Genomic DNA, 15,382 nt, shown 5'->3' with positions numbered 1-15,382 from the left:
AGTGTGGCGACGCCGGGAGGCGGCAAGTGGATCAGATCCATACGATTGGGCACAGCAGCAGCCATCGGTGCCGTGAACACTATCCATAGCGCCACACCGAAGGACGAGAAAGTCCTTTTCATTGTTTGATTCCGTTATGAGTTGATGTTTAACAACAGGGTTCGCGGGCGCTCCAGCCATGCCCCCTGACCATCGGGAAACAGTTCGACCAGTTCTATGGCGCGCTCATGGATGACCGTGACCCGCCCATGGTCCGGCCCCAGGTAGTCCCCGACCGCCAGGCGATGCACCTTGGAGGCAGCACGTAGCAGGGCAAAAACCTGCCCACCTCTGGACAGCGTGCCGACCATTTCGAACTGGCCCACCGCGAGGCTCTCCAGAACGCCACGTGGCCGTGCGAGGTCCGGCGCAGGTGCCGGTCGCCCCTTCAGAGGGTCAACCTGTCCCGCGAACAGTTGAAATGGATCACGCACCCCGGACGAGTCGTAGACAAAAGGCTGCCTCTGTACAGCTCGCCCACCGCCCTGCGCATGCCAGTAAGTCTTGGCCAACAGGTCAAGGCGCAACAGCCCGCCATCACGCCGCAGGGCCAAATCGTGCACCGTGGCGATGCGCGACAGGCTGCCCAGTCCCGTCAGGAACATGGCCAGGTCGTGATAAGCGCCCATGACGCCGACCTGCACGGGTTGTTCGCGAAAGAACGGTCGAGACTGCTCATCCAATGGCGTGACACTCTCGACCAGCAAGCCATTGGCCAGCGCCAGAGACGCGATGTCCTCCAGCAAGCCAGGCATTCCGGACTCGCCAGGCAACGACCGCAAAAGCTCATCGACCTTCGCTTGCATCCGCTGGAGCTGCTGTGTACGCGCTTCAAGGCTGGCGGCCAGGCCAGTCTTTTGTGCGACTTGCTGTTGCAGGGCCACTTCCCGCGCCTCGACCTGACGCAACCGCTCCCGCGAAGGGCTCAGGTACACAAGGTCGCCCACCACAAACACCACGCCCGCCAGCGCACAGCCCAACAGGGCCTTGCCAGGTAGGGGCCATTTTGCGGTGTTGTGAGTGAGTACGGAAAGATTGAGCCTTGGCAGGCTCAAGGTTGAGCCTCGGAGGACTCTCCCTGACGCACCATCAACTGGAATTCATTGTTGCCGCGCGCGCCATCCGTTCGCACATGTTGCAACCGCGTGGAATGGGCACCTTCCGCCGCTTCCAGGCGCCGCATCAATTGGGCGATGTCCTGGCTGGACTCAGCGCTGCCGCTGATACTCACCGTATCGCCCTTGGCCACCACTTCATGCAGGTGCACGCCGTCGGGTACCGCCCGTGCCAGTTGGTCCAACAGCTGAGCACCGGACGAGCGGGCATCATGCAGGTCTTGCACGACCTTCATGCGTTGCGCGAGTTGCTGGCTTTGCTCCTGCAGATCATCGATGGTCCTGATGCTTGAATCCAGGCGGGCGACTTCCTTGCCCAAATGGTCATTGCGGGTCACTTGACGATCGATGGCCTGGTCGATGACCTGGTCCGCCAGCCACACGGCCGCGAGCGCCGCACAGGCGAACGCCAGCAAGCACGCCAGCAAGTACTTGCGGCGCCGTTCTGCCAGCGCCTGGCGCCAAGGCAGTAAGTTGATTCGTGTCTTCAAGCGAAACTCCTCAGGGCCAACCCGCAAGCAATTCCCATCCCCTGGGCATCCACGGCCCATTGTGCACCATCGACGCGATGGCTCGGCGTGAAGCTGGCGAAATCCTGACGGCAAGCGCGCGCCAATGCAAACGCTTCGATATCGATCACCTTCGGCACCAGCCCCGCCAAGGACAAAACCGCCTCGCGGGCGTCCACGTGTTCCTTCAAGCATGCGGCCAGCAATACCTCGACCCGATTCGGATCCAGGGCCGTCGGCCCGCGCACTTGAAAGTCGATAGCCACGTCATCCAGCGGATAGGGAATGTACTGGTCCGCCTCCATTTGGATCATCCAGGCCATCTCATCGTCTGTGAGCCCAGCGTCCATCTCGATCATCCGCGTGATCACTGAGGGCCCGGACACAGCGGCGACAGCACCACGAACCGATGTCGACAACCGCGACCACGCGCTGCGCAGAGCGCGCCCTACGCCCTCAAGATCAAGGAGTGTGCCGTCGACTACCGCCTGCGCCGGCAGTGCCTGCGTGACGTAGCCTTGAACGGTGTAGCCTGAAGCTGAACGGCCGAGTTCGATCAAGCGAATGGCCGTGTCATTGATATCGACACCCAGCAAGGTGCCGGCTTTTCCCGTGAAAAATCCCTTTCCCATAAAACTCCCTAAAGCTTTGCCTGTCATACCGCCTGATTGCCGCTGGGCGCCATGCATTCGGTCGACTTGTTGAACAGGTGCGAATGACGTCCCAAGTCGAAAAATGCTTTAATGCCCAGCGTTTTTTTCCGCTTTTTATCTGCCGCTCGGGTCGATCCATCGTTTGCCATGCATGCCCCGACGCCTAACTCATTCTTTTCTCTGGAAATCCAAAAGCCTTGATTCGTCTGCTGAAGTTTTTCGGGTACTCCATTGTCGCCATCGTTTGCGGGCTGCTGCTCGTGCTCAGCGGGGCCTACCTCTACCTTAGTCCGGGTTTGCCCTCGGTAGAGGCCCTCAGAAGTATCCAGTTGCAGATTCCTTTGCGGGTCTACAGCAGCGATGAAAAACTGATCGCGGAGTTCGGCGAAATGCGCCGCACACCGATCCGTTTTGCCGATATTCCACCCAATTTCATCAGCGCCCTGCTGTCGGCCGAAGACGATAATTTTGCCAACCACTATGGCGTCGACCCCAGCAGCCTGGTGCGTGCGGCGACACAACTGGTAAAAAGCGGACACATTCAGTCCGGCGGCAGCACCATCACCATGCAGGTGGCGAAGAACTTCTTCCTGACCAGCGAGCGCAGCTTTTCGCGTAAAGCCACCGAGATCCTCCTGGCGCTGCAGATCGAACGCCAGCTGACCAAGGACGAGATCCTTGAGCTGTACGTCAACAAGATCTACCTGGGCAACCGCGCCTACGGCATCGAGGCGGCTTCGCAGGTCTACTACGGCAAGTCCATCCGTGACGCCAGCCTGGCTCAGATGGCCATGATTGCCGGCCTGCCCAAAGCCCCTTCACGCTTCAACCCACTGGCCAACCCGGCGCGCAGCAAAGAACGTCGCGACTGGATCCTGGGCCGCATGTACAAGCTGGGCAAGATCGACCAGGCCGCTTACGAAAGCGCCATCGCCGAACCGCTGAACGCCAGCTACCACGTGCCGACGCCGGAAGTGAACGCCCCTTATATTGCTGAAATGGCGCGCGCCGAGATGGTTGGCCGCTATGGCAGCGAGGCCTATACCGAAGGTTTCCGGGTGACCACCACGGTGCCGAGCAACCTGCAGGAAATCGCCAATGACTCGGTGCACTCCGGCCTGATCACCTACGACCAGCGCCACGGCTACCGCGGCCCTGAGTCGCGCCTGCCGGGCAAGACCCTGAGCGCGTGGACCACCGAGCTGGGCAAGCAACGCGCAATCAGCGGGCTGGAACCGGCCATCGTCACCCAGGTGAAGAAAGATGGCGTGCAGGTACTGACCCGCACCGGCGAAGCCCATGTGGCGTGGGACAGCATGAAATGGGCACGCCCGTTCCTGAACACCAACAGCATGGGCGCGCTGCCCAAGCAGCCGTCTGACGTGGCCCAGGTGGGTGACTTGATCCGCGTGCAACGCCAGAAGGACGACAGCCTCAAGTTCAGCCAAGTGCCGCTGGCCCAAGGCGCGCTGGTGTCGCTGGACCCGCAGAATGGTGCAATCCGCGCCCTGGTCGGCGGCTTCGCCTTTGAGCAGAGCAATTACAACCGCGCCACCCAGGCCAAGCGCCAGCCGGGTTCGAGCTTCAAGCCGTTCATCTACAGCGCTGCCTTGGATAACGGCTACACCGCCGCCAGCCTGGTCAACGATGCGCCGATCGTGTTTGTCGACGAGTACCTGGACAAGGTGTGGCGCCCGAAGAACGACACCAACACCTTCCTCGGCCCGATCCGCATCCGCGAAGCGCTGTACAAGTCGCGTAACCTGGTATCGATCCGCTTGCTGCAGGCCATGGGCGTCGGCAAGACCATCGACTACATGACGCGCTTTGGCTTCGCCAAGTCGGACCTGCCGCCAAACCTGTCCCTGGCCCTGGGCACCGCGACCCTGACGCCGATGGAAATCGCCACCGGCTGGAGCACCTTTGCCAACGGCGGCTACAAGATCGCGCCGTACCTGATCGACAAGATTGAAAGCCGCAACGGCGACAACCTGTTTACTGCCAACCCGCCACGCGTGCCGGGGGATGTGGTCAACGGCGTGGCGGCGACGGATGGACTGGCGGCACCGAGCAATGGCGGCATCACCATTGAGCCGACTCCAGGTACCACACCTGCCACCAATACGGCTGCAACCGAGCCGCAGGCGCCCGCCGTGGCCGAGCGCATCGTGGATGGCCGTACCACCTACATCCTCAACAGCATCCTGGAAGACGTGATCAAGAAGGGCACCGGCCGCCGCGCCCTGGCCCTGGGCCGTCCGGACATTGCGGGCAAGACCGGTACCACCAACGAATCCAAGGATGCCTGGTTCTCCGGCTACAACGCTGATTACGTGACCACCGTATGGACCGGCTATGACCAGCCGGAAAGCCTGGGTCGCCGCGAGTTTGGTGGCACTGTCGCGCTGCCGATCTGGATGAGCTACATGGGCGCCGCCCTGAAGGACAAGCCGCCGCACACCCAGCCGGAGCCGGAAGGCATTCTCAGCTTGCGCATCGACCCGGTGAGTGGCCGTGCAGCGTCGCCAAGCACGCCGAATGCGTATTTCGAACTGTTCAAGAGCGAAGACACGCCGCCGTCGGTCAACGAGCTGGGCAATGGTGTTGCGCCAGGCAGTCCGCTGCCGGCGGATGAGGCTGCGCCGATTGATCTCTTCTAACGCGATAACGCTGTGAGGGAGGGCCTGTTGTGGCGAGCGGGTCTGTTGTGGCGAGCGGGCTTGCCCCGCGTTGGGGCGCGAAGCGGCCCTAAAACCTTACAATTCGGTATCGCGGTAATCCTGAAAGGGGCCGCTTCGCAGCCCAACGCGGGGCAAGCCCGCTCACCACAAGAGCCTGCCCAGCACAAAATGATTCGCCACAAAAAAGCCCCGACTCGCAAGAGCCGGGGCTTTTTGTTGGTGCGCTACAACGGTTTAGCCGTTGAACACATCATCCACGCTTTGCAGCGGGTAGTGCTTCGGATACGGCAGGGTAGCAACGCCGGTCTCGATAGCGGCTTTGGCCACGGCATCGGAGATCAAGGTAATCAGGCGCTTGTCCATTGGTTTCGGAATGATGTACTCACGACCGAATTCCAGCTTGATACCGCCGTAGGCGTCGCACACTTCCTGAGGCACCGGCAGCTTGGCCAGTTCACGCAGGGCGTTGGCGGCAGCCACTTTCATCTCTTCGTTGATGCGCTTGGCGCGAACGTCCAGGGCACCACGGAAGATGAACGGGAAGCCCAGTACGTTGTTGACCTGGTTCGGGTAGTCCGAACGGCCGGTCGCCATGATCACGTCGCTACGGGTGGCGTGCGCCAGTTCCGGAGAGATTTCTGGATCAGGGTTGGAGCAGGCGAACACGATCGGGTTGGCCGCCATGGACTTGAGGCCTTCAGCGCTCAGCAGGTTCGGGCCGGACAGGCCAACGAACACGTCTGCACCGTCGAGGGCGTCAGCCAGGGTGCGCTTGTCGGTCGCGTGGGCAAACATCGCCTTGTACTGGTTCAGGTCGGTACGCTCGGACTGGACCACGCCCTTGCTGTCGACCATGAAGATGTTTTCCAGCTTGGCGCCCATGCTCACCAGCAACTTCATGCAGGAGATGGCCGCAGCGCCGGCGCCCAGGCAGACGATCTGTGCGTCAGCCAGAGTCTTGCCAGCGATTTCCAGGGCGTTGATCATGCCGGCCGCGGTAACGATCGCGGTGCCGTGCTGGTCATCGTGGAATACCGGAATGTCGCACTGTTCGATCAGGGCCTTTTCGATCTCGAAGCACTCAGGTGCCTTGATGTCTTCCAGGTTGATGCCACCGAAGGTGATGGAAATGCGCTTGACCGTGTCGATGAAAGCCTGCGGGCTTTCGGAGTCGACTTCGATGTCGAAAACGTCGATGCCGGCAAAGCGCTTGAACAGCACGCCTTTACCTTCCATGACTGGCTTGGAAGCCAATGGGCCGAGGTTGCCCAGGCCCAGAATCGCGGTGCCATCGGAAATCACTGCAACCAGGTTGCCTTTGCCGGTGTACTTGTACGCCAGTTCAGGGTCGCGGGCGATTTCACGTACGGGCTCGGCAACACCAGGGCTGTAGGCCAGCGACAGGTCGCGAGCGGTGGCAGTGGCTTTGGTGAGCTCTACACTCAGCTTTCCTGGACGAGGATGGGCATGATATTCGAGAGCGGCAGTTTTCAAATCAGACATATCGGCATTCCGCTTTTACTGTTGGTCGACGGACCGCCGAGGATACGCGTGTCGCAAAGTCCCTACAAGACTGGGCAGTCACAGGTGTCAAGGGCCCTGCGCTACGACTTTCGGCCAAGAGCCACGGGATACAAGGGCTCAACTGTTCACAATCGATCAAAAAAATGTCTACAATTTTTTCTTAATCCATCGATTTGAGCATGCCGGGGTCGGTCACTGGCAGCATCCAACGTGCCTGGCCGTTTTTCAGGCCGCCGCGCTTGGCGCGATCCTGCACCCAGCCACGCGCCTCGATTGTCTTGCCTTGCAGACCACTGAGCATTACAGAGTCGAATTGTTTGACGAGATCGGGCGCAATGCGTAATACCACTGAGCCCTGAACCTCGATCCAGATTCCGCCGCGATTGCGTTCGATCTTGCTCACCTGGCCACTGACCAGAGCAAAGCCAGACTGCTTGAGCTGCGCCACGTTTTGTACCGGCGATTGCCGCCAAAGGCCCAACCGCGCATCACGTGCGCTGTTTTCAGCGGCCTGCTGACAGGCGACAAGATCGGTATTGGGCGCAACTCCAACCTGAAACCCCAGGCCTTCAGCCAGCAATTGCGCCTCAAGATTCTCGCCATCCGCACCGTAGAGGTGGGCCAACGTGCGGCCGTAGCGGTCCTTGCTCTCGCGCCCAGGCACCAAGCCGACGCGGCCTTCGCTCGCGTCGACCAATGCCCGTAAACGCTGGCGGGCGGCGACTGCGTAAGGCTCGTCGGGGCGACCCTTCCTGCCGGTTTCCGGGGCATTGAGGCCGATCATCCGCACACTGCGGCCGTCCTTTAGACGCACGGTGTCGCCATCCACCACGCGCTGCACCTCCACGCGGGCCAACGTGGTCGGCGCGGGGCAGAACCCCTGGGCCTGGGCAACCGAGAGCCAAATTCCAGGCACAAAAAAGGCGCCCACAAGGGACGCCTTTTTCATCAGCATGGAAAAACCGTAACGGCCTCCCAAGTTGATCGGCCTTAGGCCTTTTTGGCACCGAAAGCACCGAAACGGTCAGCGAAGCGCTGTACACGGCCGCCGGTGTCCAGAGTTTTCTGCTTACCGGTGTAGAACGGGTGGCACTCGTTGCATACGTCAGTACCCAGTGGCTTGCACAGGTTCGAACGGGTTTCGAACTTGTTGCCGCAGCTGCAGGTGACTTCGATGGTTTCGTACGCTGGATGGATATCGGCTTTCATGGCACTTCCTCGGGCTAGCGTGCCGCCACTCGACACTATTGTCGAATACCGCACGTAATTAGGCAGCGGATTCTACCAGACCTTTTTAATCGCGCAAGCCGCGTATCCGGCTGAAAACCTCCTTTCATCAGAAAACCGTGGCATACCCAAGCCCTCCCCTGTCTGCTAGGCTCCCGCCCCTGCGCCACCGCCTGCCTTTATATGAGACTCCACGCGTGCCCGACGCCATTTTGCGCCTAGCCCTGCCCTCGCCCCTGCGCCGCCTGTTCGATTACCGGGCCCCGGCCGGTGTGTCGCGCGCGCAGTTGCAACCCGGCATGCGCGTGCGGGTGCCCTTTGGTCGGCGGGAAATGATCGGCATATTGGTAGAGGTCGCCGATCACAGCGAAGTCCCTGCGGAAAAACTCAAGCCCGCGCTGGCCATGCTCGACGCCACCCCGCCACTGCCGCCCGCCCTGTTCAAGCTGTGCCTGTGGACCGCCCAGTACTATCAGCACAGCCTTGGCGATACGTTGAGCTGGGCGCTGCCGGTGCTGTTGCGCCAGGGCGAACTGGCCGAAGCGCGTCAGGAACGTTTCTGGTCGATGACACCCGGCGCGCGTCTCGATGACCCGCGCATCGCCCGCGCCCCGCGCCAGCGTGAAGCCCTGGCGACACTGGCCCAGCATCCCCATGGCGTGGCGCATCAGCTATTAAGCAAGCTGATGCTGAGCAAAGACAGCCTCGACCTGTTGCTCGCCAAGGGCCTGGTGCAGGTGGAAATCCGCAAGCACGCCCCCGATGCCCGCCACGAACACTGGCTGGCCCAACCGGAATTGCCGCTGAACCCCGAGCAACGCGCGGCCTATGAAGCGATTCGCGCAGGTTTCGACAGTTTCCATGCGTTCCTGCTGGCGGGCGTCACTGGCAGCGGCAAAACCGAAGTCTATCTGCAACTGATCCGCGAGACCCTGCAAGCCGGCAAACAGGCGCTGGTGCTGATCCCCGAGATCAACCTGGGCCCACAGACCCTGGCGCGCTTCGAACAGCGCTTCAACGCGCGCATCGCGCTGGTGCACTCGGCAGTCAATGACCGTGAGCGTCTCGAGTCCTGGCTGGCCGCACGGGATGGCGAGGCCGACATTATTATCGGCACCCGCTCGGCGCTGTTCACGCCGATGAAAAACCCTGGGCTGATCATCATCGACGAGGAGCACGACGGCTCCTATAAACAGCAGGAAGGCTTGCGTTACCACGCCCGCGACCTGGCACTGGTGCGTGCGCGCCAGGAAGACATCCCGATTGTGCTGGGTTCGGCCACGCCATCCCTGGAGAGCTTGCACAACGCCTACACCGGGCGTTACGGCCTCCTGCGCCTCAACGAGCGTGCCGGCGGCGCCAAGCAGCCAAAATTCCTGCGCCTGGACGTCAAAAGCCGTCCATTGGACAGCGGGATTTCCGGGCCGATGCAACAAGCCATCGGCCAGACCCTTGCCGCCGGCCAACAGGTCCTGGTGTTTCTCAACCGCCGCGGCTTTGCACCGACACTGCTGTGCCATGACTGCGGCTGGATGTCCGAGTGTGAGCGTTGCGACGCGCGCATGACCGTGCACCAGCGCTACGGCGAACTGCGCTGCCATCACTGCGGCCATGTGGAACGCGTACCGCGGCACTGCCCGCAGTGCGGCAAAGTCGACCTGCGACCGGTGGGCGCCGGCACCGAACGGGCTGAAGAGCGCCTGGGCATTCTGTTCCCGGATTACCCGGTTTTACGGGTCGACCGCGACAGCACCTCGCGCAAGGACGCGATGAACCAGCTGTTCGCCACCATTCAGAAAGGCCACCCGTGCATCCTGATCGGCACGCAGATGCTTGCCAAAGGGCACCACTTTCCACGGGTGACCCTGGTGTCGATCCTGGATGCCGACGGCGGGCTATTTTCCGGGGATTTTCGCGCCAGCGAGCGCATGGCGCAGTTGATCGTGCAGGTCGCTGGCCGCGCAGGGCGTGCCGAAGAGCCCGGCCGGGTGATCATCCAGACTCACCTGGCCGACCATCCGTTGCTGATCCAACTGACCGAACAAGGCTACTTTGCCTTCGCCGAACAGGCGCTGAGTGAACGTCGCGCCGCCGGCCTGCCGCCTTTTTCCCATTTGGCCCTGTTGCGCGCCGAAGCCCACAAACCGGGGCAGGCCGAAGGTTTCCTGGATGAAGCCTGCAGCGCCGCCGAACGTTTACTCGGCGAACTGGGTCTGAGCGGCATCGAGCTGCTCGGCCCGGTACCCGCCCCCATGGAGCGCCGCGCCGGGCGTTATCGTGCTCAGCTACTCTTGCAGGCAACCTCGCGCGCACCGCTGCATCGGCTATTAAGTAGCTGGTTGCTTGCCCTGGAGCAAATGCCCAGCGGCCGGCAAGTGCGATGGTCATTGGATGTAGACCCGGTAGATTTGTATTAAGCCTGGCCATAGGTCCCGCGAAGGTTGGCAAGCCCGCCCTCGCCACGGATAATGCCCAGTTTTTCCACCTGCGCATCGCGCGCCGCCGCTTGCGGTCGAAAGAGAACACCATGAAAGACACCATTCGCCAGCTGATCCAACAAGCCCTCACCCAACTCGTCAACGAAGGTGTGTTGCCTGAAGGCCTGACGCCGGCGATCCAGGTGGAAAACACCCGCGACAAGACCCACGGCGACTTCGCCAGCAACATCGCAATGATGCTGTCCAAGCCTGCGGGCATGAAGCCGCGCGACCTGGCAGAGAAAATCATCGCCGCGCTGCCGGTGGACGAAAGCGTGACCAAGGCTGAAATCGCCGGCCCTGGCTTCATCAACTTCTTCCAGAACACCCAGGCCCTGGCTTCGCGCCTGGACGCTGCCCTGGCCGACGCCAAGATCGGCGTGCGCAAAGCCGGCCCGCTGCAACGCGTGGCGATTGACCTGTCGGCGCCGAACCTGGCCAAAGAGATGCACGTGGGCCACCTGCGCTCCACCATCATCGGCGACGGCGTGGCGCGGGTGCTGGAGTTCCTCGGCGACACCGTGATCCGTCAGAACCACGTGGGCGACTGGGGCACCCAGTTCGGCATGCTGATGGCCTACCTGCAGGAAAACCCGATCACCAGCAACGAGCTGTCGGACCTGGAAAACTTCTACCGCGCCGCCAAGAAGCGCTTCGACGAATCCGAAGAATTCGCCGACCGCGCCCGTGGCCTGGTGGTCAAGTTGCAAGCCGGTGACAAGGAATGCCTGGAACTGTGGAACCGCTTCCGTGAGATTTCCCTGTCCCACTGCCAGGAAATCTACGAGCTGCTCAACGTCAAATTGACCATGGCCGACGTGATGGGCGAAAGCGCCTACAACGATGACCTGATCAACGTGGTCAACGACCTCAAGGCCAAAGGCCTGCTGGTGGAGAGCAACGGCGCGCAGTGCGTGTTCCTCGAAGAATTCAAGACCGCCGAAGGCGAGCCGCTGCCGGTGATCATCGTCAAGGCCGATGGCGGCTATCTCTACGCCACCACCGACCTGGCGGCCGTGCGCTACCGCAGCGGCGTGCTCAAGGCTGATCGTGCGTTGTATTTCGTCGACCAGCGCCAGGCCCTGCACTTCCAGCAGGTGTTCGAGGTGGCGCGTCGCGCGGGTTTCGTTACCCACCCGATGCACATGGAACACATGGGCTTCGGCACCATGAACGGCGCCGATGGCCGCCCGTTCAAGACCCGCGACGGCGGCACCGTGAAGCTGATCGACCTGCTGACCGAGGCCCAGGAACGCGCCTACAACCTGGTGAAGGAAAAGAACCCGGAGCTGGCCGAGGCCGACCTGCGCAACATCGCCCGCGTGGTGGGGATTGGCGCGGTGAAATACGCCGACCTGTCCAAGCACCGCACCAGCGATTACAGCTTCAACTTCGAGCTGATGCTCAACTTTGAAGGCAACACCGCGCCGTACCTGTTGTACGCCTACACCCGTGTGGCCGGCGTGTTCCGCAAGCTGGGCAAGGATTTCAGCGAAGTTGAAGGCCAGATCGTGCTGGACGCCCCGCACGAACAGGAATTGGCGGCCAAACTGGCGCAATTCGGCGAAGTGCTGAACAGCGTCGGCGAGAAAGGCACGCCGCACATCCTGTGCACTTACCTGTACGAAGTCGCCGGCCTGTTCTCCAGTTTCTACGAGAACTGCCCGATCCTCACCGCCGACGACGAAGCCCAGAAGCAAAGCCGTCTGCGCCTCGCCGCCCTGGCTGGACGGACCCTCAAGCAAGGCCTGGAACTGTTGGGCCTGGAAACTCTGGAGCGTATGTAAGTTGGCTGCCAAGAAAAAACCTGCACCCAAGCGCGGCGCCAGCCGCTACCAGGCCCCGGCGAAGAAGCCGATCCCGGGCTGGTTGTGGATGGCGATCGGCCTCACCGTCGGCGCGTTTATCGTGTTCCTGATGAAGCTCGATCCGGGCAAGGGCGATGACGTCAAACGGGTCAAGCAGGAGCAGCAGAAGGCCACGAAAATGGCCGAAGCCAACAAGACGGCGCCAAGCCCGACGGCACCGGTGAAGCCGAAGTACGACTTCTACACGCTGCTGCCGGAATCGGAAGTGATCGTGCCGCCTGACGCCGTGCCGGAGAAAACCCTGCCGACGCCGCAGGTGCCGACCACGCCAGTCACTCCGGCGGAAGCGGCGAAAATCGACACGGCGCGCGCCCAAGCCGCGCTGGCCGGGATCACGCCACCACCCGCACCACCGGTTGCCGCGACCAAAGCCGCGCCGGTGACCAAGTTCTTCCTGCAAGCGGGCTCGTTCCCGAAACAGGCGGATGCGGACCGCGTGCGAGCGCAGATCATTCTGCTGGGCCAGTCGGTGACGGTGGAGTCCGGCACAGTGAAGGATGCGACCTGGTATCGCGTGCTGGTGGGGCCGTTCAGCAACCGTGAACAGCTGACCGTGGCGCAGAAGCAACTGGCTGGCGCGGGCTTTAGCAACCTGTTGTTACAACAACGCCAGAGCCGCTGAATACGCAGCCCTGTAGGAGCGAGCTTGCTCGCGAAGCACTCAAAATCACCGCGGGGCACCAGGTTCCCCGCGTCATCGTTGACGACCTTCGCGAGTGAGCTCGCTCCTACAGTGACCTTCTGCCACTCGTCTGCACACCCTTCCTACGGTTGAAATCCCCCCCGCCACCCCCATATGAGTTTTCATCAGGGCATTTTCGCCCCGCTGCGTGGAGACTCTCCCCTTGACCACCATCGTTTCAGTACGTCGCCACGGCAAAGTCGTCATGGGCGGCGACGGCCAGGTTTCCCTGGGTAATACCGTGATGAAAGGCAACGCCAAGAAAGTGCGTCGCCTGTACCACGGCCAGGTTCTCGCAGGCTTTGCCGGCGCCACCGCCGACGCCTTCACCCTCTTCGAACGCTTCGAAGGCCAACTTGAGAAACATCAGGGCCACCTGGTGCGCGCTGCGGTTGAACTCGCCAAAGAATGGCGCACCGACCGCTCCCTCAGCCGCCTGGAAGCCATGCTGGCCGTCGCCAACAAAGACGCTTCCCTGATCATCACCGGCAACGGCGATGTGGTTGAGCCTGAACATGGCCTGATCGCCATGGGTTCCGGTGGTGGTTATGCCCAAGCGGCCGCCAGCGCACTGTTGAAGAAAACCGACCTGTCGGCTCGCGAAATCGTCGAGACCGCGCTGGGTATCGCCGGTGATATCTGCGTGTTCACCAACCACAACCAGACCATTGAGGAGCAGGACCTCGCCGAGTAAGCCGTAGGCTTATTCCGCTTGAGGCCGCCAAACACTATGTCCATGACTCCCCGCGAAATCGTCCATGAACTCAACCGCCATATCATCGGCCAGGACGATGCCAAGCGCGCCGTAGCCATTGCGCTGCGTAACCGCTGGCGCCGGATGCAACTGCCCGAAGAACTGCGCGTTGAAGTAACACCCAAGAACATCCTGATGATCGGTCCTACAGGCGTCGGTAAAACCGAAATCGCCCGTCGCCTGGCCAAGCTGGCCAATGCGCCGTTCATCAAGGTCGAAGCTACCAAGTTCACCGAAGTGGGCTATGTGGGCCGCGACGTCGAGTCGATCATCCGCGACCTGGCCGATGCCGCCCTGAAGATGCTGCGCGAACAGGAAGTGACCAAGGTCAGCCACCGCGCCGAAGACGCCGCCGAAGAACGCATCCTCGACGCCCTGCTGCCACCGGCACGCATGGGTTTCAACGAAGACGCCGCGCCGGCCTCGGATTCCAACACTCGCCAGCTATTCCGTAAGCGCCTGCGTGAAGGTCAGTTGGACGACAAGGAAATCGAGATCGAAGTCGCTGAAGTCTCCGGCGTCGACATCTCCGCCCCGCCTGGCATGGAAGAAATGACCAGCCAGTTGCAGAACCTGTTCGCCAACATGGGCAAGGGCAAGAAGAAAAGCCGCAAGCTCAAGGTGAAGGAAGCCTTGAAACTGGTGCGCGACGAAGAAGCCGGGCGCCTGGTGAATGAGGAAGAACTCAAGGCCAAGGCACTGGAAGCGGTCGAGCAGCACGGTATCGTGTTTATCGACGAGATCGACAAGGTGGCCAAGCGCGGCAACTCCGGCGGTGTCGATGTGTCCCGCGAGGGCGTACAGCGCGACCTGCTGCCGCTGATCGAAGGCTGCACGGTGAACACCAAGCTGGGCATGGTCAAGACCGACCACATCCTGTTTATCGCCTCCGGCGCGTTCCACTTGAGCAAGCCAAGCGACCTGGTCCCAGAGCTGCAAGGTCGCCTGCCGATCCGCGTGGAGCTCAAGGCGCTGACCCCAGGCGACTTCGAGCGCATCCTCAGCGAGCCGCATGCGTCGCTCACCGAGCAATACCGTGAGCTGCTGAAAACCGAAGGCTTGGGCATCGAGTTCCAAGCGGACGGCATCAAGCGCCTGGCGGAGATCGCCTGGCAGGTCAACGAGAAGACCGAGAACATCGGTGCCCGTCGTTTGCACACCTTGCTGGAGCGGCTGCTGGAGGAAGTGTCCTTCAGTGCTGGCGACCTGGCTGGCGCGCAGAATGGCGAGGTGATCAAGATCGACGCTGACTACGTCAACAGCCACTTGGGCGAATTGGCACAGAACGAAGACTTGTCTCGTTATATCCTGTAAGTCATGTGAACCCCTTGTAGGAGCCCGGCTTGCCGGCGATGCGTTCTTGAGATCGCCATCGCCGGCAAGCCGGGCTCCTACATGATCTGCACGGATCCCTGCCATGACTAAATTTCCCACCGCTGTAAATCTGCACAAAACCTCCAACACCCTCGGCCTCACCTACGGGCCCGACGAGGTGTACCAACTACCCGCCGAACTGCTGCGCACCCACTCGCCTTCCGCCGAGGTCCAGGGTCACGGCAAACCCATCCTGCAATTCGGCAAGCTCAACGTGAAGTTGATCAAGGTAGAACCGGCCGGCCAGTACGCACTGAAATTGACCTTCGACGACGGCCATGACAGCGGATTGTTCACCTGGGACTACCTCTACCAACTGGCCGTGCGTCAGGACGCGTTGTGGGCCGATTATCTGGCCGAACTCAAAGCCGCCGGCAAAACCCGCGATCCGGATCAATCGGTCGTGCGGCTGATGCTCTAACCCAGGCCTCTTGCTCTTTAGAGGGCATTTTCTAATTTCATCTGCTTGAATGCCCTGT

At 61.6% G+C, this 15,382-nt stretch carries 13 protein-coding genes; 7 read left to right on the top strand and 6 right to left on the bottom strand.

Annotation, left to right across the window (positions count from 1 at the left end; translation table 11 throughout):
* Positions 1 to 134 precede the first annotated feature (134 nt).
* Genes CI807_RS08745 through pilM form a run of 3 tightly spaced genes read right to left on the bottom strand, consistent with a single transcriptional unit; the run spans position 135 to position 2,295 of the window.
* Complete coding sequence (locus tag CI807_RS08745; RefSeq protein WP_095014388.1) at positions 135 to 1,094, bottom strand: pilus assembly protein PilP; 960 nt, start codon at positions 1,092 to 1,094, stop codon at positions 135 to 137.
* Positions 1,091 to 1,645, bottom strand: a complete 555-nt coding sequence (locus CI807_RS08740; RefSeq protein ID WP_095014387.1) for a PilN domain-containing protein — start codon at positions 1,643 to 1,645, stop codon at positions 1,091 to 1,093. The genes CI807_RS08745 and CI807_RS08740 overlap by 4 nt, the downstream gene beginning before the upstream one ends.
* A complete protein-coding gene (gene pilM / locus CI807_RS08735; RefSeq protein WP_095014386.1) occupies positions 1,642 to 2,295 on the bottom strand; it encodes a type IV pilus biogenesis protein PilM in 654 nt (217 codons plus the stop codon). The genes CI807_RS08740 and pilM overlap by 4 nt, the downstream gene beginning before the upstream one ends.
* A gap of 221 nt (positions 2,296 to 2,516) precedes the next feature.
* On the opposite strand from pilM, the gene CI807_RS08730 reads away from it, so the two are divergent.
* Positions 2,517 to 4,976, top strand: coding sequence for a penicillin-binding protein 1A (locus CI807_RS08730; RefSeq protein ID WP_371857998.1), 2,460 nt, complete (start codon positions 2,517 to 2,519; stop codon positions 4,974 to 4,976).
* Between the two features lie 255 nt (positions 4,977 to 5,231).
* Here the strand turns inward: CI807_RS08730 and CI807_RS08725 are convergent, their stop codons facing one another.
* The 3 genes from CI807_RS08725 to rpmE form a co-directional block, all read right to left on the bottom strand.
* The gene (locus tag CI807_RS08725; RefSeq protein WP_016979185.1) at positions 5,232 to 6,500 is read right to left on the bottom strand and encodes a malic enzyme-like NAD(P)-binding protein; all 1,269 of its coding nucleotides are present in this window, start codon (positions 6,498 to 6,500) and stop codon (positions 5,232 to 5,234) included.
* Positions 6,501 to 6,681: 181 nt separating this feature from the next.
* Positions 6,682 to 7,476: a thermonuclease family protein gene (locus tag CI807_RS08720; protein ID WP_095014384.1), complete on the bottom strand. Its 795-nt coding sequence runs from the start codon at positions 7,474 to 7,476 to the stop codon at positions 6,682 to 6,684.
* A gap of 35 nt (positions 7,477 to 7,511) precedes the next feature.
* Positions 7,512 to 7,730, bottom strand: coding sequence for a 50S ribosomal protein L31 (gene rpmE, locus CI807_RS08715; RefSeq protein ID WP_010213765.1), 219 nt, complete (start codon positions 7,728 to 7,730; stop codon positions 7,512 to 7,514).
* A 215-nt stretch (positions 7,731 to 7,945) separates the two neighbouring features.
* Here rpmE and CI807_RS08710 point away from each other — a divergent pair, with 215 nt between their 5' ends.
* The 6 genes from CI807_RS08710 (at position 7,946) to CI807_RS08685 (ending at position 15,324) form a co-directional block, all read left to right on the top strand.
* Positions 7,946 to 10,165: a primosomal protein N' gene (locus tag CI807_RS08710; RefSeq protein WP_095014383.1), complete on the top strand. Its 2,220-nt coding sequence runs from the start codon at positions 7,946 to 7,948 to the stop codon at positions 10,163 to 10,165.
* Positions 10,166 to 10,275: 110 nt separating this feature from the next.
* Positions 10,276 to 12,012, top strand: coding sequence for an arginine--tRNA ligase (gene argS / locus CI807_RS08705; RefSeq protein ID WP_095014382.1), 1,737 nt, complete (start codon positions 10,276 to 10,278; stop codon positions 12,010 to 12,012).
* Position 12,013: 1 nt separating this feature from the next.
* The gene (locus tag CI807_RS08700; protein ID WP_095014381.1) at positions 12,014 to 12,715 is read left to right on the top strand and encodes an SPOR domain-containing protein; all 702 of its coding nucleotides are present in this window, start codon (positions 12,014 to 12,016) and stop codon (positions 12,713 to 12,715) included.
* A 223-nt stretch (positions 12,716 to 12,938) separates the two neighbouring features.
* Entirely contained in the window at positions 12,939 to 13,469 is a 531-nt protein-coding gene (gene hslV, locus CI807_RS08695) for an ATP-dependent protease subunit HslV (RefSeq protein WP_003171209.1), read from the top strand.
* A 36-nt stretch (positions 13,470 to 13,505) separates the two neighbouring features.
* The gene (gene hslU, locus CI807_RS08690; protein WP_095014380.1) at positions 13,506 to 14,843 is read left to right on the top strand and encodes an ATP-dependent protease ATPase subunit HslU; all 1,338 of its coding nucleotides are present in this window, start codon (positions 13,506 to 13,508) and stop codon (positions 14,841 to 14,843) included.
* A gap of 103 nt (positions 14,844 to 14,946) precedes the next feature.
* The gene (locus CI807_RS08685) at positions 14,947 to 15,324 is read left to right on the top strand and encodes a gamma-butyrobetaine hydroxylase-like domain-containing protein (RefSeq protein WP_016979178.1); all 378 of its coding nucleotides are present in this window, start codon (positions 14,947 to 14,949) and stop codon (positions 15,322 to 15,324) included.
* The last annotated feature ends 58 nt before the right edge of the window (positions 15,325 to 15,382 follow it).

It is taken from the genome of Pseudomonas sp. NS1(2017) (assembly GCF_002269425.1).
Taxonomy (GTDB): Bacteria; Pseudomonadota; Gammaproteobacteria; order Pseudomonadales; family Pseudomonadaceae; genus Aquipseudomonas; species Aquipseudomonas reactans.
Note: the sequence above shows the minus strand (reverse complement) of the source record. Positions and strands in the feature narration are given on the sequence as shown.